Source organism: Blastococcus sp. KM273128 (assembly GCF_021698975.1).
GTDB lineage: Bacteria > Actinomycetota > Actinomycetes > Mycobacteriales > Geodermatophilaceae > Blastococcus.
Map to the genome: position 1 here is coordinate 1 of NZ_SSXA01000081.1, position 17892 is coordinate 17892.

At 69.4% G+C, this 17892-nt stretch carries 19 protein-coding genes and 1 pseudogene; 12 read left to right on the top strand and 8 right to left on the bottom strand.

What is annotated here, in order from left to right; translation table 11 throughout:
• Nucleotides 1-126 precede the first annotated feature (126 nt).
• The 4 genes from E9529_RS18170 (at nt 127) to E9529_RS18185 (ending at nt 4171) form a co-directional block, all read left to right on the top strand.
• Nucleotides 127-786 (top strand): zf-HC2 domain-containing protein, encoded by a 660-nt coding sequence (locus tag E9529_RS18170; RefSeq protein ID WP_236832677.1) that lies wholly within the window; start codon nt 127-129, stop codon nt 784-786.
• On the top strand, nt 783-2558 hold the full coding sequence (locus E9529_RS18175; protein ID WP_236832678.1) for a FixH family protein: 1776 nt from the start codon (nt 783-785) through the stop codon (nt 2556-2558). The genes E9529_RS18170 and E9529_RS18175 overlap by 4 nt, the downstream gene beginning before the upstream one ends.
• Nucleotides 2559-2689: 131 nt before the next feature.
• Nucleotides 2690-2926, top strand: coding sequence for a hypothetical protein (locus E9529_RS18180; RefSeq protein ID WP_236832679.1), 237 nt, complete (start codon nt 2690-2692; stop codon nt 2924-2926).
• Between the two features lie 324 nt (nt 2927-3250).
• Nucleotides 3251-4171, top strand: a complete 921-nt coding sequence (locus E9529_RS18185) for a cytochrome c oxidase assembly protein (RefSeq protein WP_236832680.1) — start codon at nt 3251-3253, stop codon at nt 4169-4171.
• Between the two features lie 175 nt (nt 4172-4346).
• On the opposite strand, the gene E9529_RS22195 is transcribed toward E9529_RS18185, so the two are convergent.
• The gene (locus E9529_RS22195) at nt 4347-4478 is read right to left on the bottom strand and encodes a hypothetical protein (protein ID WP_255709449.1); all 132 of its coding nucleotides are present in this window, start codon (nt 4476-4478) and stop codon (nt 4347-4349) included.
• 106 nt (nt 4479-4584) lie between these two features.
• On the bottom strand, nt 4585-6102 hold the full coding sequence (locus E9529_RS18190; RefSeq protein ID WP_236832681.1) for a cytochrome P450: 1518 nt from the start codon (nt 6100-6102) through the stop codon (nt 4585-4587).
• A 536-nt stretch (nt 6103-6638) separates the two neighbouring features.
• Here E9529_RS18190 and E9529_RS18195 point away from each other — a divergent pair.
• On the top strand, nt 6639-7010 hold the full coding sequence (locus tag E9529_RS18195) for an HAD family hydrolase (protein ID WP_374201375.1): 372 nt from the start codon (nt 6639-6641) through the stop codon (nt 7008-7010).
• Nucleotides 7011-7096: 86 nt separating this feature from the next.
• Entirely contained in the window at nt 7097-7573 is a 477-nt protein-coding gene (locus E9529_RS18200; RefSeq protein ID WP_236832682.1) for a signal peptidase II, read from the top strand.
• A gap of 536 nt (nt 7574-8109) precedes the next feature.
• Here the strand turns inward: E9529_RS18200 and E9529_RS18205 are convergent.
• A complete protein-coding gene (locus tag E9529_RS18205) occupies nt 8110-8262 on the bottom strand; it encodes a hypothetical protein (RefSeq protein ID WP_236832683.1) in 153 nt (50 codons plus the stop codon).
• 271 nt (nt 8263-8533) lie between these two features.
• Between E9529_RS18205 and E9529_RS18210 the strand changes: the two genes are divergently transcribed.
• Both E9529_RS18210 and E9529_RS18215 read left to right on the top strand, forming a co-directional pair.
• The gene (locus E9529_RS18210; protein ID WP_236832684.1) at nt 8534-9337 is read left to right on the top strand and encodes a M23 family metallopeptidase; all 804 of its coding nucleotides are present in this window, start codon (nt 8534-8536) and stop codon (nt 9335-9337) included.
• A gap of 346 nt (nt 9338-9683) precedes the next feature.
• A pseudogene (locus tag E9529_RS18215) lies at nt 9684-10009 on the top strand (transposase); the annotation flags it as partial.
• A gap of 56 nt (nt 10010-10065) precedes the next feature.
• Here the strand turns inward: E9529_RS18215 and E9529_RS18220 are convergent.
• The 5 genes from E9529_RS18220 to E9529_RS18240 all read right to left on the bottom strand — a co-directional run bounded on the left by E9529_RS18220 (nt 10066) and on the right by E9529_RS18240 (nt 12857).
• Nucleotides 10066-10353: a type II toxin-antitoxin system RelE/ParE family toxin gene (locus E9529_RS18220; RefSeq protein ID WP_236832685.1), complete on the bottom strand. Its 288-nt coding sequence runs from the start codon at nt 10351-10353 to the stop codon at nt 10066-10068.
• Complete coding sequence (locus E9529_RS18225; RefSeq protein ID WP_236832686.1) at nt 10350-10625, bottom strand: type II toxin-antitoxin system Phd/YefM family antitoxin; 276 nt, start codon at nt 10623-10625, stop codon at nt 10350-10352. The genes E9529_RS18220 and E9529_RS18225 overlap by 4 nt, the downstream gene beginning before the upstream one ends.
• Nucleotides 10561-12153: a site-specific integrase gene (locus tag E9529_RS18230; protein WP_236832687.1), complete on the bottom strand. Its 1593-nt coding sequence runs from the start codon at nt 12151-12153 to the stop codon at nt 10561-10563. The genes E9529_RS18225 and E9529_RS18230 overlap by 65 nt, the downstream gene beginning before the upstream one ends.
• 74 nt (nt 12154-12227) lie before the next feature.
• Nucleotides 12228-12644 carry a helix-turn-helix domain-containing protein gene (locus tag E9529_RS18235; RefSeq protein WP_236832688.1) on the bottom strand — a complete coding sequence of 139 codons (417 nt, stop codon included), beginning with the start codon at nt 12642-12644 and terminating at the stop codon, nt 12228-12230.
• 3 nt (nt 12645-12647) lie between these two features.
• Nucleotides 12648-12857: a hypothetical protein gene (locus E9529_RS18240; protein ID WP_236832689.1), complete on the bottom strand. Its 210-nt coding sequence runs from the start codon at nt 12855-12857 to the stop codon at nt 12648-12650.
• Between the two features lie 400 nt (nt 12858-13257).
• Between E9529_RS18240 and E9529_RS18245 the strand changes: the two genes are divergently transcribed.
• The 4 genes from E9529_RS18245 (at nt 13258) to E9529_RS18260 (ending at nt 17868) form a co-directional block, all read left to right on the top strand.
• The gene (locus E9529_RS18245) at nt 13258-14640 is read left to right on the top strand and encodes an ABC-three component system protein (protein ID WP_236832690.1); all 1383 of its coding nucleotides are present in this window, start codon (nt 13258-13260) and stop codon (nt 14638-14640) included.
• Between the two features lie 81 nt (nt 14641-14721).
• Entirely contained in the window at nt 14722-15201 is a 480-nt protein-coding gene (locus E9529_RS18250) for a three component ABC system middle component (RefSeq protein WP_236832691.1), read from the top strand.
• Between the two features lie 5 nt (nt 15202-15206).
• Nucleotides 15207-17201 (top strand): DUF3732 domain-containing protein, encoded by a 1995-nt coding sequence (locus E9529_RS18255; protein WP_236832692.1) that lies wholly within the window; start codon nt 15207-15209, stop codon nt 17199-17201.
• 274 nt (nt 17202-17475) lie between these two features.
• A complete protein-coding gene (locus E9529_RS18260) occupies nt 17476-17868 on the top strand; it encodes a hypothetical protein (protein WP_236832693.1) in 393 nt (130 codons plus the stop codon).
• Nucleotides 17869-17892: the final 24 nt, after the last annotated feature.

Sequence of the window (17892 nt, forward strand, 5' to 3'; positions counted from 1 at the left end):
ACCCGGCCTGGATCACACTGCAGCAGTCCCTACGTCCACCCAACGCCATCGACTTCAAGATCGACGTGGCGAAGTTCAACGCTTCCTGACGCTACCGAGGGATCGGGGAGGGAGAGGTAGGGCGCGATGAGCATCGAGTATCCAGGCAGGCGGTGCGCCGACTTCCGCGAGGCCATCTCGGCGCGGCTCGACGGTGAGTCGCTCGAAACGCCCGTCGCCGAACTCGATCGCCACCTCGTGACCTGCGTGGCCTGTGCTGACTGGAGCAGCCAGGCCGCGCAGGTCACCCGCCAGGCGCGGATCGCCCCGGCACCATCAGTGCCTGACCTGGCGGCGGCCATCCTGGCGGCCCTACCGCCGTCGCCGATGACGGCGGCCGCCGTCAGATCCCGAGTGCTCGGCACCGCCCTGCGGCTGGCCCTGCTGGCCATCGGGGTGACGCAGGCCGGGGTTGCCTGGCCGGCGCTGCAGCGAGGCGCCGGCGCCATGAGCGCGCCGGTGCACATGGCGCACGAGACCGGAGCGTGGAACCTGGCCGTGGCAGTGGCGTTCCTCGCGGTGGCCGCCGCACCGCGGCTGGCGGCGGGTGCACTCCCGTTCCTCGCCAGCTTCAGCGTGCTCCTGGGGGCTTACACCGTGTCGGACCTGGACGGGGGATGGGTGCACGTCGAGCGCGCGGTCCTGCATGTCCTGATGTTCGCCGGGGTGGGGCTCGTGGCGGCGGTGGCTTGGCGGGGACGCCGACGTCGGCACTTCGCTGCGTCCCTGGGGGAGGCGTTGGCATGAGGCGTCTGTTCGTCGTGGTCATGCTGGTGGTCGGTGCGGTCACCGGTGGTGTGCTGCTCGACGTGGTCGCGGCTCGGCCGGCATCGGCACACGCCACCCTCGCGAGCACGACACCGGCCGATGGGGCCCGGCTGTCCGCCGCACCCTCCCAGGTCAGGCTCGAATTCACTGAAGCGGTGGAGCTCGGCGCCGGTTACGCACGGGTGCTGGCACCCGGCGGGGAGCGCGTGGATGCGGGCAGGGCGGAGGTAAACGGCGCGGTCGTCACCATCCCGCTGCGCGGTGACCTGCCGGATGCCAGCTACCTGGTGACCTACCGGGTCCTTTCGGAGGACTCCCATCCCATCTCCGGCGCCTACGCCTTCGTGGTCGGTGACGGCGAACTCGTGGCGCCGTCGTCAGTCACTGGCGAGCAGGACGTCGACCTTGTCGTGGCGGGCGTGCTCCCGACAGCCCGATGGCTCGGCTTCGCCGGCGTGGCGCTGGGACTGGGCGTCCCCGTCTTCCTGTTGGTCTGCTGGCCGACCGGCTGGGCTGTGCCGCTGATGCGCCGGCTCACCTCGACCGGCCTGGCCGCGGTCGTCTTCGGCGGGTTGCTGACGTTCCTGCTCCAGGGCCCCTACGCCGCAGGCACCGGGCTCGGCTCCCTCCTTGATTACTCCCTCTTGGCGGCGACGACTTCCTCCGCGTTCGGCATCACGCTGCTGATGCGCGCGCTCTGCGCGCTGCTCCTGGCAGCGGCGCTGGCGGTGATCTGGCGCCGGGGGACGCCCCCATCGGCAGCACTGATCACCGTCGCAGCGCTTCCGGCTGCCGGACTGGTGCTGACGACGGCGGCCGTCGGTCACCCCGTCGCCGGCCCGCTCCCCGCGCTCGCCGTGCCCATCACGGCCGTGCACGTCGCGGGGATGGCGGTATGGCTCGGCGGCCTGACCGCACTGCTGACCGGTGTGGTGCGACCCGGCGTGCCCCCGGTGGCGATGGCCGCCGCGCTGCCCAGGTACTCCCGCTTGGCGTTCGGGGCAGTCGTGGCCCTCGTCGTCACCGGCGTCCTGCAGTCGGTCCGCGAGGTCGGGTCACCGGTCGCGCTGGTGACCACCACGTACGGCTGGCTGCTGGTCGCCAAGTTGGCGCTCGTGCTGCTGCTGCTGGCCGCGGCCGGGATCTCCCGTGCGTGGGTGCAGCAACACCTGGGAGTATCCCGGAACCGCCCCGGTGGTAGCCGGGTCACCGCACATGCCTTCGCCGCCGAGGCCGGGGGCGCGGTGGCCCCACACACCGTGGCGACGCGACGGCCGGTGGAGGCGGCGACGGCGGACCTAGGAACCTTCCGGCGTTCGGTGCTGGGCGAGGTCGCCATCGGCGCCGTCGTCCTGGCCCTGTCGGCGGTGCTCGTGGGCACCCCGCCGGCCCGGTCCCAGGTCGCCGAGCCGGTCGACGTCACTCTGCCGCTGCAAGGGGAGGACGGGTCCTCGGCGGCCGGTTCGGTGCAGATCACCGTCGACCCAGCCGCCACCGGGCCCAACACGCTCATGGTCTACGTCTTCGACGAGGCCGGACAGCTCACCGAGCCACAGGGGATCCGCGTGACACTGACCGAGGCGGCACAGGAGATCGGCCCGCTCGAGGTCGACCTCGTGCCGAGCGGTCCGGGCCACTACGTCGGCGACGAGCTGTCCATCCCGACATCCGGCGAATGGACCGTGACCGTCTCGGTCCGTCTGGACGAGTTCACTGCCGCTACGGCGAGCACGGACTTCGCCGCTCGATGACCTCGCATCACCAAGGCCGGGACTTCTCGGTGGCCGAGCGAGCCAGGTGTCGTTCAGACGCCCCGACCCATCTTGAGCGCCCTCCCTACTAGTGTCGCTAGTAGCCCGAGCAGGACTTTCCCAAGGAACGGATGACGACCACCCCAGGCACCCGCGAAGTGCCGTTCGCTCCACCGCACGTGCGGCGGGCGCTGACCGCCCTGACTCCTATTGCTCCGATGTGCGACGTCGCCTACGTCTTCTCCGAGACCCCGGACGACGGAAGTGCCGCGACGGTCGGCAAGGGAACCGGGTTCGTCTGCGTGCCCGGCCGGCTGGGCGGCGTGCCACCGCCGCCGAACGCGGTGGGTAGGGAGGGTGTCGCGTGAATCGACGCCTCGCTTCGGTACCGGCCTCGGCGTCGCCAGCTGCCCTGCTGATCAGTCACGGCCCGCGGGACGAGGAGGCCACCCTCGCACTCCCGCGCCTGGCGGGCGGCTCCTGGACGGTGAAGGCGACGATGCGATCCACGAGTTGCCCCACATGCCTCCCGAACGGGCTGCGAACCACTCGAGGGCTGGCGAGCCGACACCCTCGGCCGACCAGCTGCCCAGGCCGATGATTACGGCCCTCCTGCTGCCAGCGCAGACCGACGTGCCCAGTCCTCTTGAGAAGGCATGACCGTGGAACCACATGCAGACGGGCTGATGTACATGCCCACCGAGCCGCCGACACTGCTGCGGCTGTTCACGCCGCAGTTCGACGCGACGTCGGTCGTGCCGGGGCTGGCGGTGGTGGCCCTCATCGCCTACCTGCTGGGCGTCCGTGCGCTCCGGCGAAGGAGGCTCCGGTGGCCATGGCACCGAACCGTGACCTTCGTGGCCGGGATCGTGACCGTTCTGCTGGTCACCGCCACCCAGGTCATGGGTTACGGGATGATGCTGTTCTCCATCCACATGCTCCAAAAAATGTCCCTGACCGTGGTCTCGGCGATGCTGCTGATGCTGGGCGCCCCGGTGAGCCTGGCCATTCGTGCCCTACCGCGCCGTGGCTGGGGTGCTGTGGCGCGGCGGCTGCTGCTTCGAGCCTTGCGCAGCAAGCTGGCGCGACTCCTCGCCCATCCCGTCGTCACGACCGTCATCTTCGTGGGCAGCCTCTACGCCTTGTACTTCACGCCGGTCTTCGACTTCCTGATGCGCAGCTGGTGGGGAAACGTCGTCATGCTCCTGTTCTTCCTGAGCACGGGACTGCTGGCGTTCGGCGGTGCCTTCGCCCTCGGTCCGTGGCCGCACCGGGCGTCGCCTCCGGCACGGCTGGCGGAGCTGGTCGTGCCCGGACCACTGCATGCCTTCTTCGCGGTGGCGCTGATGATGGCCAGCACCCCCGTCGTCCGGACCTTTGCGAACCCGCCGCCGGGCTGGGGCATCGACGTCATGACCGATCAACTGGCGGCGGGGAACATCGTCTGGGGCTTCGGGGAAGTGCCCAGCATCATCGCTGTCGCCATCGTCTACCTCCAGTGGACCCGCTCCGAGGAGACGTTGACGAAGGTGAGCGATCGTCGGGTCGACGCCGACCTCGAGGCCTACAACGCACACCTTCGCAGGTTGGCCGAGGACTCGCCCCGCGGGTGATTCGGGGGGCTGGGTGTCAGTGTCCGTCCGCCGGTGTTGAAGTCGGCCAGCTGCCGGTCATCGCCGACAGTCGAACCGACCCACCGGCTCCGGTGACGCACTCGACCGCCGGGCCGGGTCGCTGCTGTCGGCCATGCCGGCCTCATCGATCACGTAAAGGGTTCCGCGGCCGCGATCACGTGCAGCCGGGGCGGAACGTCGACGCGCCGGTGATCAGCGCGTGGTCGAACGTGCCCAGGCTGCCGGTGTCGGCGCCGACCTGCTTGCTGCGGACTGTGGCCGCCGCGGCGAGGACCAAGCCGACCACATCACCTGGCGGGCCGCCAAGCCGCGGCCAGCGCCCGTGCTGCTGTGATCCGGCCGCGGTCCCTTCTGCCCCGAATCATGGCCGGCCGGGTTTGCTCCGCCGGTGGTCAGAAAGACACGGGAAGTCTCTCGACGCCGTAGACGAAGGAGAGCCGACGCCAGGGGAGCTGGCCTTCGGGGACGGCGAGGGCCAGATTTGGGAAGCGGCGGAACAGCGCGGGCAGCACGATGCGCAGTTCCAAACGGGCGAGCTCGGCCCCGATGCAGCGGTGCATCCCGTGCCCGAACGCCAAGTGCCCGCCGCCGGTGGGTGCGCGGGTCGGGTCGAAGCGATCCGGGTGGGGGCCCGCCCAGGCCGGGTCGCGGTCGGCGCCGCTGAGCGATACCGCGACGATGTCGTCCTTCCGGACAGGGCAGCCGAAAAGCTCCAGGTTCTGCTTGGCGAAGCGGGGGAACGCCACCTGGACGACCGTCAGATAGCGCAGGAGTTCCTCCACCACGCGATCGACCTCATCGGGGGAGCCGTCGCGTACGAGGTCGGCGTGCGCGGGATCCCGCAGTAGCACCGCGGTGCCCATCGAGATCGTGCTGGCGGTGGTCTCGTAGCCGCCGGTGATGATTCCGTCGACCACGCCGGCGAGATCGTTGTCGGAGATGGTCTCACCTTCGGCCCGCAGGATGCGCCCGATCAGCCCGGAGCCGGGTTCCCGGCGCTGGCGGGCCACCACGCCGAGCAGCATCCGCTTCTGCTCGGAGATCGCGCCCAGCGAGGCGGCGGTGCCGCCGGTGGCGTCGAAGCGCTGGGTCCCCAGCCGGACGAAGGCCTCGTGGTCGGCGTCGTCGAGGCCGAGGAGCTCGCAGATTACGTCCATGGGTACACGGGACGAGACGTGCGCGGCCAGGTCCGCCGGCGATCCGGCGGCAACGAGCTCATCGAGCCGGCGGGCCACGATCGTCTCGATCATCGGCTCGAGCTTCGCCAGCCGGGCCCGGGTGAACTCCGGGGCCACGAGCTTGCGTAGCCGGGTGTGCACCGGTGGATCGGTGAAGCCCAGCCCGCCCACGTCCGCGGTGGAGTCGGGGCCGGCGTCGCGGAACAGATGCCGCATGTCGTTGCTGTAGGAGTCGCCGTCGGCGAGGACGGCGCGGGCCTCCTCGTAGCCGGTGACGAGATGGACGGCGAAGCCGAAGGGCAGGTCGAGCCGCTGCACCGGGCAGCGCGTGCGTAACTCGGCGAGTTCGGCGACCGGATCCGTACCGGTGCGCAACAGCGGCAGCCGCGCACCTTCCGGAAGGATGGTGAGCTCGGAGAGGTCGAGGTCGCTGCTGCGGATCCGCCGCTCCACCAGGCGGCCCAGCCACGCCGTCGCCAGCGCCCGTGGGCCGCGCCGGCGCCGCACCCGACTGGGGAGCTCAGACGTCGGGGGGGCCGGTGCCCCGCGGCGGCCAATCCCGCCCGTGGGGAGAAGCAAGGGCAGGCGTGGTGAGAGATCGCTTCTGGGCATGGTTCCTCGTCGTCGTGGCTCCGCCGGATGCTGCGGGTCGAGCGAAGCGCGCAACCGGGTCGAACGTCGAGCGGCGGTGAGGCTGCGACCGTCGAGCGACTGGCTTCGACTGGCGGCCACCCCGAACCGCTGCGAGGTCCGGTAGCCGCTTCAACGTACGTTGGCGTCGGCTTGCTCAGCGCGAGGCGAGCGAATCGGCGTGGCGTCGGGACGACTGTGCCCAGCATCGAGGCGGCGAAGATCAGTAGCTTGCGAGGACGCTGAAGAGGCGGCTGATGCCGTCGCAGAACGGCTGCTCGTGGCCGGCCTGGCTGACACGGTCACAAGGGTTGGCGCGGTGATCATAGGTTCTGCCACCGCGCAGTTCGGTGAGGCTGACACTCGATCAACAGACCGGCACGCTGACCCGCAACCGGCTAGTTGTGCCGGAGGTCGCTACCGTCTGGGGGTGACCCGAGAGCAGGTGCTGGACGTCTCCGCGGCGCTGCAGGCTCACAGCGAGCATCCCCTCGCCCGGGCGTCCTGGCCACGGTTTCCGGCGTCACACCGGCCGACAGCGTCGAGGCCGCCGTCGGACCCGGGGTGGGCGGCCGCCCGGCGCGACTGGCAGTCCGGGCTGGATCGGGGCCGAGGAGCGGGCCGGTGACGTGCGGCGGATGCAGCACGCCGGCGCCACCGCAGTGCTGATCGAGGTCGACGGGCAGCTCGGCGGGCGCGGCGAGCTGCGCCCGGAGGCGGCGGAGGTCGTCGCCCAGCTCCGCCGCGATGCGTACACCGCGGCCATGCTGACCGGCGACAACACCGCCACCGCCACCGCCATGACCCGGGCACGGAAGTCGGGCATCGAACACGCGCACGCCGAGCTGCCCCCGGAGAACAAGGCATGCCGGGGCGCAGAGGTGCGTGGTCAGCGGCGCACCGCGATGGTCGGTGACGGCGTCAACGACACCCCATCCTGGGGCCCGCGATGGGCGCGGTGGGCACCGATATCGCCGGCATCCGTCGAGTTGACCGGCGTCGTCTGGTGACCGGCGCCGGGGGCTCCGGCCCGGGGCGGGTCCGGCCGGTCCGTCGACGACTGTGGGTGGCGGCCGTCGCGGCAGGAGTTGCGGCGGTGGACCTCACCGCGAAGGCCTGGGCGCAGGAGCAACTGTCGGCGACCGGGGTGGACCTCGGGCCGGTGGATCTGCGGCTGGGCTACAACCCCGGTGTGGCGTTCTCCGTCGGCGCCGAGGCTCCGGCCTGGCTGATCATTGCCGTCACGGCTGTGATCACTGCGGGGGTGGCGGTGATCGCCTGGCGCGCGGCTCGTCACGGCGGCCGAGCCCAGCTGGCCGCGCTGGCCCTCATCTTGGGCGGCGCGGTGGCCAACCTCGCCGATCGGGCTACGGACGGCGTCGTCACCGACTATCTGCACACCGGCTGGTGGCCTACGTTCAACCTCGCCGACACCGCGATCGTCATCGGTGCACTGTTGTTCGCCGTGACGGCCTGGCGCGGTGAGGCAGCGCAGGAGCGGCTCGCCCGCTCGGACGCCGCTGGGAAGCCGCCAACGGATCCGGGTTCCCCCTCCGGCCGAGAGGCAGCGTGACTCGCCGCTGACCCGCCCGGCAGTGCGGGGTGTGATCGGCCCGGTGCGCTTGTGGGCGTGGCGGTGTACCTGTGGAGGACCTCGCCTGGCTCTTGCGGGGACGGGACGGTCCTCGAGGACGTCGTCGATCTCGTCATGGCTGAGTCCGGCGATTATTGGTCGGGCAGCTGTGGGCGCCGGGACTCCAGATCCGCGGTCGGGGACCTTGGTGACGACTCGTGCGCGGGCGCGCCGAGGTGGTGGGGGGTGGGGGTTGGTGACACGCAGGTAACCGGATCAGGCCGCGACGTCGAAGTCAGCAGCGGGTGCGGCCGGTTGCGGCGACTGCCCGGCGGTGCGTCGGCAAGAGGCGGTGTGACTCCTTCGTCGAGGCCTCGTTCAGAGCCGGCAGATATGGTCGGCGATGGCTGGATGTGCGCCTGTACTCGGGAAGGTAAGTGCCGCCGCGCGGCAGGAGCGGCGTCACCTCGTCGTCCGCCAGCTGTCCGACGTAGCAGGCGAACACGCGCGGCGGCCATCACGCGGTCGATGCTCGTTCACCAGGCCAGCGGGCCCAGGCGCACCAGCGAGCAGTGGCTGGTGTTGAGCAGCCGAATCTTCCTGAGCTCGTAGCGGGGAACGTCGGGCACGAAGCAGACACCGACCTGGTCCAGTGGTGGGCGGCCGTTGCCGAAGTCGTCCTTGACCACCTACTGCGAGAACGCCTCGATGGTGGTCCGGTCCACCATGCTGCTGGGCCAGGCGACCCGGTCGGCGATGTAGCAGGGGCCATCGTGGTCGTGAGGGGTGCGGGAACTCGAGTGGTGCCCGGCCCTGGAATCACATCAGTGAAAATCGCAGCCGTGACTGGTGAGAACTGTGAGGCAGTTCGCGCGGCGTGTCGAGGGCCGACGCGCCCGACAGAGGGTCACGAGAGAGTCACGGGCTGCTTGTATTACGGAGCCGAGCTCCCCTTCGGCGGTGCGCAGACAGACGGGCAGATGCATGAATAATCGCTTAGGCCGGGAGGCCCCGACCGGCCTTCTGGTTGCGGTTTCTCCGCCCGCCCGTCACGGCGAGCCCCGGCGCCGGTACACCTCAGCAGGTGCGACCCGCCGGCCGGCGCTCCTCCTGGCGGCCCTGGTCGCCGGAGGGATCGGCGCGGCGGGTCTCGATCTGACCGACGCGCCGGCGGCTTCGGCCGAGGCGACGTCGGTACTCGAGGCCCAGCAGGCGCTCCTGGGCGAGGACGACGATCTCGAGGTCATGCCGCAGGCGTCGGTCACCGTGGCCGAGGCCCAGGTGCGACTGCAAGAGGTGGCTGCCTCGCGCGCGGCCCGTGCCGAGGCGGAGGCCGCCGCGATCGAGGCGGCCCGGCCGAAGACCGTGTTCCCCATCGACGGGGCCAGGCTGACCAGCAGCTTCGGGCCCCGCTGGGGCACTACTCACCAGGGCTTGGACCTTGCCGCCCCCATGCTGACCCCGGAGTATGCGGCGGCGGACGGTGTCGTCCTCAGGGCTGGGTCAGCCAGTGGCTTCGGTTTGGCGGTCTACATCCTTCATGACAACGGAGACGTCACCGTCTACGGCCACATGGAGAAGGTCCTGGTCGAGGCGGGGCAGTACGTCGACGCCGGCGAGACCATCGCGCTGGTCGGCAGCCGAGGACAGTCCACCGGCCCACATCTGCACTTCGAGGTGTACGAGGGCGGGCTGGAGGGCAGCCGCGTGGATCCCATGGGCTGGCTTCGGGAGCGAGGTGTCGACGTCGACTCCGCCCTCTAAGCACGTCGCCCGCTGGATGCGAGGTGGGTCTCTCTTCGATCCGTCCACGCCCTCGAGGTCCCTCTTGCTCGCATCGGACCACCGTCAAGAGGCCGTTGAAGCAGTGTGTTCCCGTAGTCCGCTGACGGGTGTGGTCCCGCGCCACCCTGAGATCCGCACCCGGCGGTCCTGCTCCGCGTGCCCAACGGCGCCCTGACGTAGTTGGCCTCCGCGTACGGCGGCCGTGGTTGCCGCAGATCCTCCTGGTGCGGTACGCCGCCGTCGTGCCGTCCGCCAGCGGCGACCGGACTTGGCCCGGAGGACCGGGTAGGCGGTGATCCGAAGAAGTCAGCGACCTATGTGTCATCCGCGAGTGTCCCAGTTGTTCATCGCCTTCGTCGACTTCCCGGTCGCCCACTGGCACAAGATCTGGACGACCAATCCGCTGGAGCGACTGAACAAGGAGGTCAAGCGGCGCACCGACGTCGTCGGCACCTTCCCCGACGACGCCTCCCTGCTCCGACTCGCCTCCTGCGTGCTCATCGAGGCCACGACGAGTGGCAGATCGACGACCGCCGCTACCTCTCCGAAGCCTCCATGGCCCTGCTCACACCGTCGCAGCCCACCGCCCTCGAGCCCCGACGCACCGAGTCCCACCCGGAGGTCGACAGGTCCGCCCTGCAGGCGGCATAGTCGCCGACCACCACAGAGCATCAGGTGGCAGTGGCACCACGTCACGGGACGCGACCTCAATGGCCGGAGCGATACGCAGTTCGGCGATGGGCAACATCCACGACGGTCACCGTGTGGATGTCCTCGTCGATGCGGTAGATGACCCGGTAGGTGCCGCGGCGCGCGCTGTGCCGGTCCTCCAACGGGGGACGAAGCCGCTTGCCGACCCGATGCGGGTTGTCCAGCAGCGGGCCGGTGATGAACTCGTAGGCGGCCGCGGCGACGGCCTCGGGCAGGTTCTCGGTGAGCTGGCGGCGGGCGGTCGGCGTGATCGCCAGGTCGTAGTCCGCCGGCTCCTCGGTCACGAACCGGAGCCGAGACGCCGACGCATGGCCGCGTCTAGCTCCTCGCGCGTCTCGACTTCGCCACTGGCCAGCTCGGCATCCGAGGCGTGCAGCCGCCGCATCGTGTCGGCATCGGCCAGGATCTCGATCGTCTCCTCCAGCGACTCGAGGTCATCCGTCGCCACCAGGACGGCCGACGGCTTGCCGTGGACCGTCACGTAGACCCGCTCATGCTGGCCGCTGACCCGGGCCACCAGGGCCGACAGGTGCGTCTTGGCGTCCGCCAGCGACAAAGTTGTCATAGTCAGAAGTATGACCAGATACGGGCGCTTCGTGCCAGAAGCACACCATCACCGGCCCTGGGGGGCGACCCATCTGGTCATCGACGTTCAGGCGGTCGCGTTGGTCAGGTGAGGCGGCTGCCCTGTGGTGCCACCATGGTGGCCTAACGATGGCGTTCAGGGTCGTCCGCGGAGGTGCGCAGACGACGACGCAGCCTTCCGACCTGCGCAAATGAACTCTGGCGTACCGCCCCGGACCCCCCTCAGCCGCCCTGGCAGTGTGGGGGTCAGGGGTTCGAGTCCCCTCAGCTCCACCCCGATGACCAGGCCGTTCCCCTTCCGGGGAGCGGCCTGAGTCGTCTCTGGTTGCAGTTGTGGTTGCAGTTCGCCCACCCTCACCTGGCAGCAGCAGGGCGCCCATCCGGTCGGCAGCCTCGCGGGCGAGGGCCGGCATGACGTGGCTGTAGATGTCCATGGTGGTGCGCATCTGGCTGTGGCCGAGCAGCTCCATGACCACGCGTGGGTGCACGTTCTCGCTCAGCAGGAGGGTGGCGGCCGTGTGCCGGCCGTCGTGCAGCCGGACGTGCCGGACGCCGGCCGCCTTGAGCAGCCGGGTCCAGTCGTCGTGGTCGGTCTTCTTGTCGATCGGCCGGCCGTTCGGCTGGGCGAAGACCAGGTCCTCGTCGTGCCACTCGGAGCCGGCCAGCATCCGCTCGCCGAGCTGGCGGGCCCTGTGCTCGTGCAGGGCAGCGACGAGCGGCAGCGGGAGTGCCAGGGTGCGCTGGCTGCGCCGGGTCTTGGGCCCTTCGTAGATGAGTCCGCCGCCCCGGACGCGGTGGATGCTCCGCCGGACCCTGAGGGTGTTATTGAGCAGGTCGACGTCCTTCCACTGCAGCGCGAGGGCCTCGGACTGCCGTAGGCCGAGCGCGAGGGCGACGGTCCAGCGGGCGGAGTTGCGCACATGAGCCGCGGCTTCGAGGACGGCGCGGGCCTCCCCGAGGTCGAGGGCGGTGGCGATGTCGCTCGGGCGCTGGGCCGGCGGGTCGACGAGGGCGGCGACGTTGCGGGGGACGTGTCCGCGCTGGACGGCGACGGTGAGCGCCCGCGACAGGATGCGGTGATGGCGCAGCACGGTGGCGGGGGAGTAGCCGGCATCGAGGAGCGCGGTGTAGAGCTGGTCGAGGTTCTCGGGCCGCAGCCGGCCGAGGCGGTGCCGGCCGATGCCGGGGATCAGGTGCTTGCGGACGGCCGACTCGTAGCTCTCCAGCGTCCGCTGTCGCACCCGGCGCGGGGCGATGGTGGTCAGCCAGTGCTCGAGCCACTCGGCGACGGTGGGAGTAGACGTCTCTGTGATCATCCCGGAGTCGCGCTTGCGCTCGAGCTCGCGGACCTTCGTGACCACCACGCCCCGGCTCTTGCTGCTGACGTGCCGGCGGTCGAGCTTGCCGGCGAGCGTGAACCCGACGGAGACGTAGCCGTGCCAGCGCCCGTCGGCGCCCTTGTAGATCGTCGACTCGCCGTTCGACGCGCGTCCCGCCATCGGCTATCCCTCCGCGCTCTTCAGGAGGATCAGCGTCGCGGAGCCCTTGGGGGAGAGGCAGGCGCGCTGTGGATTCATGCGGCGTCCGGCGAAGGATGTGGACGGGACGGGGAAGCCTCAAGACGACGGACGTAACGCTGGAGCTCTGCCTGCGATAGCCGGCAGCTGCGGCCGATGTGCACGGGACGCAGCTCCCCGCTCTTCATGAGCGCGTACACCGTCGTGCGGCCGACGCGGAGGACTTCTGCCGCCTCCTCGGGCGTGAGGAGAAGCCGTCCGGCCGCCATGACGTCGCGGAGCGGCTGCGGATCACCCATGTCGACATCTCCCGGATCAGTGGCGTCGCTGCTTGAAGGCTGCTGCACGACGGTGGGGGAACGGCCTCCCGAACATCTCCTGTGCCTCTCCTGTGGCGCGCGCACCGAGCGGTGACCGCTGCCGACCTGAGGCGCGAGCACGTGCCCCTCGTTACTGCAGAGCTGCTGCAGCATCAGTCAGCGCAAGCGGGGAGCGCCGGTGAGGTGGGCGCGTCTCCTGTAACTCTCCAGTAAGGGCTGGAGAGCCCGCGCCAGGGCGGGCAGGTCCCGGTCGTAGACCCGCCCGTCGTTCAGTTGGCCGGCGAGCTCGCCGAGCAACCCGGGCCAGTCGCGGCGGGTGGGCGCGAGAGGCACCAGGACTTCGACGCGCCGCTCGACGAGCTCCACCGCGGATAGACCAGAGGCAGCGGCTCTGGCCTGCTCCCACGCCCCGTGCCGGCAGGTGGCCGAGCACCACTTCGGGATAGGCCCTCGACTTCCGGGAGTGACGGGTCCACGGCACCAGCCACACGCCGTCGCCGCGATCCTCCGCTCCGGACCGTGCAGGTCCGCTGCGGCCAGCTTCGAGTCTGCCTCCCGGGTCGTCCGCTGGGCTTGCTGACGCCGTTGCCGCTCGCGCTCCCGCCGTTGGGCTCGGTACTCGGGGCTGCCGCTGGTTCCCATGCCGTTAAGCCTCCGGACGAGTCTCCAGTAACCCGTCACCACGAATCGGCGAGCCCGAGGTGCATAAGGTGTGTCCCTTCCTGATCTTGTAGTCCTCGAGTCCGCTAGCTCGTTCGCTCAGTCGGTGTGGCGGACACGGCGCCTCGACGCACAAATCTCCCTCAACCGTGCCGATATGGGGATAGGGACCCGGGCCGCGATCGCGAGCGAGCACACCTACGCTCGCCTCCAGGGAACGACCCAGAACGACTCGGCGCCGGAAGGGGAGGCTGCGCAGATGCCATGGGGTGATCACAGCGCGGCGGCCTCTGCCTCTGGGTATCTGTACCAGACGTCCTGGGCACTGCTCGAGCTGCTACGACAGGCGCCGCACCGGCCGGACCAGGCGATCACCGTGGAAATGCACGACGACATTGCCTGGGAAGACGCATCCGGCAGCGCTACAGAGCTGCTCCAAGCGAAACTGCACAGGAAGGCCACCGCCGGCCTCGGTGACAAGGACACCGACGTTTGGAAGACGCTCGGGAACTGGATGGCCCGCGCAGATGCCCCAGACCCCAACGGCGCCGACCTAGCTCTGGTTACCACCTCGATCGCACAACCAGGCACCGCCGCGTACTTGTTGCGCCCCGACGCCGCCACCCGCGACGTGCCCGGTGCAGTCAAGCTCCTGGAGCAGGCCGCCGAGGACTCGAAAGCTCAAGGAACCGAAGCGGCCCGCGCAAAGTTCCGCGACCTCTCACCGGCCGCCAGGATGCACCTGCTAGCCAAGGTCCGGGTACTGGACGGCGCCACCCAACCGCAAGACATCGACGCTGCTGTGCGCTTGGCGCTGACGCTGGTCCTACCACAGGGCGAGCAGGCGCAAAGTCGGTTCGTGGCCGAGGTTCGCCGCTGGTGGGACAGAGTGGCCGTCGACATGCTGGCCGGCCGCCGAGGCGCCCTCGAGGTTGGACAGCTCCAAGCGTTTCTCCAGGACCTTCGTAACGGCTTTGGGTCCGACAGCCTATGGACGACGATCGAGCGCGAGGACGTCGCTGAGGCGGACATCGCGCAGTACGACGATGCGCGCTTCGTCGGCCAGATGAACTTGGTGTCTTACCCGCGGGACAACCTGCGCCGCGCGGTCATTGACTACCACCGCGCCATTACGCAGGAGACTCAGTGGCTGGACGACAGTCTGCTCGAGCTCCATGAGCTGCGCCGGTTCGAGGAGAACTTGCGTGACGAATGGGCTCGCGCGTTCACCGACATGCTCGACGATGTGACAGGAGGCGTCGGCGAGTACGACCCCACCACCATTGGCGAGGCCACGAAAGTTGCAGCCGGGAAACGGCTACTGAGGGAGCTGCTTGACTCCACTTCGGTGACAATACGCAAGCACTACGACGACCCGTTCTTCGCTCGAGGCAAGCGCCATGAGCTCGCGAACCGGTCTGGGCAAGCCGGGATCGGCTGGCATCCGGACTTCGCCACACGCCTGCAAGCAGTGGTCGCGACCGCCTGATCGAGGCACGGTCGTGACGGCAGATTCTAGGGCCTGCGAACGAATTCGCGACGACACCCCACCATGGCAGGATGACTTTCCGTGACCACTTGGCGGGAGCGCTCACCGGCGCAGGCCGCGATGCTAAACCCGGCGCTGCTCGCACTCGTGACTGCCGCGGCCGCGAGCGAGTACGAACGGGCTGAAGGCGGGCCGATGCCGTGGCCGCTGGCTTACCTGATCGCTCCGATGGTGCTCCATCGCGGAACCCGCGACGCGCTGCCGCGCGACACCAGGACGCACCTGGCTAACTGGCTAGCGGCTCACCCCGTTGAGCACGCGGGCTTCTCGCGTCGATCGCACGCGCTAGCCGGCGTGGTCCGCGAAGGGATCCGGTTCGGGCTGGCGCACTCGGTGCTGACCGTCGACGACCTCGGCCGCGTCTCCGGCAATGTCAACGTCCGGTCCGCGCGCGGCACCGAAACCGGCGAACTCATCAGCAGGGCTGGCTTCGTGGGCAAGTGGCTCACCAAGATCGACCAACCGGCTACCGCGTTCGTTCTGCTGGGCGTGACACCCTAACCGCCGTGCAACTCCTGGCGATCACCATCTACAACGCCGACGGCCGAACGCGCACCGTCGATTTCGTGCCCGGCGCCCTCAACATCGTCACCGGCGAATCACAGACAGGGAAGAGCGCCCTGCTCACCATCGTCGAGTACTGCCTGGGTCGGTCGCAGGTTCTCGTCCCGGTCGGCCCGATATCGGACACCGTCGTCTGGTACTCGGCACTGTGGCAGCTCGACGACGGGCGTGCATTCGTCGCTAGACCCGCGCCGGCGAAGGGCAAGGCCAGCACGACTCTGGCCATGCTCGAGTTCGGTGCCGACTTGACGCCACCGCCGCTGGAGGAGCTGCGGGCAAATATCGATACTCGCGCCCTGCGTGAGCAGCTTGGTCGTCATATCGGTATCGAAGAGAACGTTACCGAGCCAGGTCCCGGGTCCCTGCGGCAGCCACTGGAAGCCAATCTCAGCCACGCTGCGCTGCTGTGCTTGCAGGGTCAGAACGAAGTCGCCAGCTCCACGACGCTGTTCCACCGCCAAGGTGAGCAGGGCATTGACCAGGCCTTGCGTGACACCATCCCGTACTTCCTAGGTGCAGTCGACCGCGACGACGCGTTGAAGAGGGCCCAACTGCGCGACGCAAAGCGGACCCTGACACGCCTGAGTAACGAGCTGGAGCGCGCCGAAGCCGCGGCAGCCACTATCGACGTCGAACTTCAGGGGATGTTCACCGAGGCCCGCGCCGTCGGCCTGATATCGGATGCCGTGGCAGGAGCCGCCGCCGACAACATCGCGACCGCTGACCGTGGCGAGGTCATCCGCTTACTGCACGCAGCCCGCACGGCGCAGCAGACTTCCCAGCCGCTGCTCGATACGGTGGCCCAGGATGAGCGGATCGCCCTGGTCGCTGAACGTGACGAACTGCGGGCACGCTTGCGCCGAGTCCTCGACGACCGGGCACTGCTCCTCAGCGAGTCGCAGGCGGCCGGCGGCTTCGCTGGTGCTCTCGAGCAGCAGGTCGAGCGGCTAGCCGCCGTGGAGCTCCTAGCCGCCACGGGAACGGCCGGCGTTGACGGTGATGCTCACCGCAATGATGGCCTCCGCCCGGCACTGGAGGACGAGGCTTGTCCCGCGTGCGGACAAGAGCTCGCAGAGCCAGACCCCACAGCAGAAGCATTGCGCACCGGGCTGGAGGCGCTCCGGACGGAAGTTGGTGCGCTGACGGGCGCCCGCCCAACACGCCGCCGAGCCCTTGCCGAGTTAGACCAAGAGGCCGAGCGCCTCCGCGGTGAGCTTCGGGTTAGGCAGTCTGCGGTGTCGAGTCTTGAGCGCGCCGCCGACGTCGCCGACGGTGCCGACGCGAGTCAGCGCGACTTCACTCGGGGACGCATCGATGCGTTCCTCAGCCGCGCTGCGCTTACCGACGACGTCCATCTCGACGTGCTGCGCCAGCGCATCCAGCAGGTCGGGGAGACGATCGCGGCGCTTGAAGAAGATCTTGACGGCGACAACGACCGTGAGCAGCTCACCTCGCGCCTGTTCACGATCGGTCGCGACATGAGCGCCTACGCGACACTTCTCAACCTAGAGCACAGCGGTGACAGCGTCCGCCTCGACCTCGCCCGGCTGACTGTCGTCACCGACACACCGACTGGCCCTACGCCACTATTTCGCATCGGTAGCGCGGCCAACTGGATCGGCTACCACCTCACCGCCCATCTCGCCCTGCACCGCTTCTTCACCCTGCAGAACCGGCCCGTCCCGCGCCTCTTGATGCTCGACCAGCCCACCCAGGCGCACTACCCATCGGACGCTGACAACGAGAGTGGAGAGCCGGGAAACGACGCCGACAGGGTCGCGGTCCGGGCGATGTTCGAGCTGATGCGAGACGTAGTAGAAGAACTGGCTCCGCGCTTCCAAATCATCGTCTGCGACCACGCCGACCTGCCCGAGCAGTGGTTCCAAGGACGCGGTACGGCACAAGTGGCGAGGGGGCGTCAAGCTCATCCCCAGTGACTGGATTGCGGATGCAAAATAAGACGAAATGAAGAGTACTGCGCCTATGCGCCTTAGTGCTGGAGTGAACGCCTCCCGGCCTTTTCGGTCACGCCTGATCGTGGTGCAGTGAAGCGACCGGCCGCCGCCGCTTCTTTAGGGGGCAGCGTCGACCTCGATGATCCGGCTGGCGGTGCGCGAGCTCCGATCTCCGGAAGCTGTCGCCCCCGCGTGCCAGCATGCGCACACCATCGGTGACTAACGGGGGGACCTCATGTTGGCGCTTGCTACCGCGGTGATCGGCCTGGTCCCGACGGCGCTCACCAGGGAGGTGGAGAGGGAGCCGCTGACGTCCGCCGTGGCCGTCGGCGGACTGCTGACCCTCGGCGCCGCATTCACCGATCCGCATGCGCCCACGCAGGTCTTGGCGAACATCGTCAGCCCTCTCGGGCACGGCATCACCCCCGCCCTCGAGCACGCCCACACGTGGCTGACCGGCCAACCGGTGACGTGGGTTTTCACCGTGTTGCTTGTGGTCGGCGGCGTCCTCTCCTACGTCAAGGCAGTCCGCGCGGCCGCTCGGTTGCCGTTCCAGCTTGCGGAGATTCGTTACAGTGAACCGCCCCGGGTTCAGTGGAGGCTGGGTTCTGCCGGTTGGTCCTCGGTAAGGCCGGCGATCGAACGGTAGTGGTTGTCCTCGTACTCGACGGGC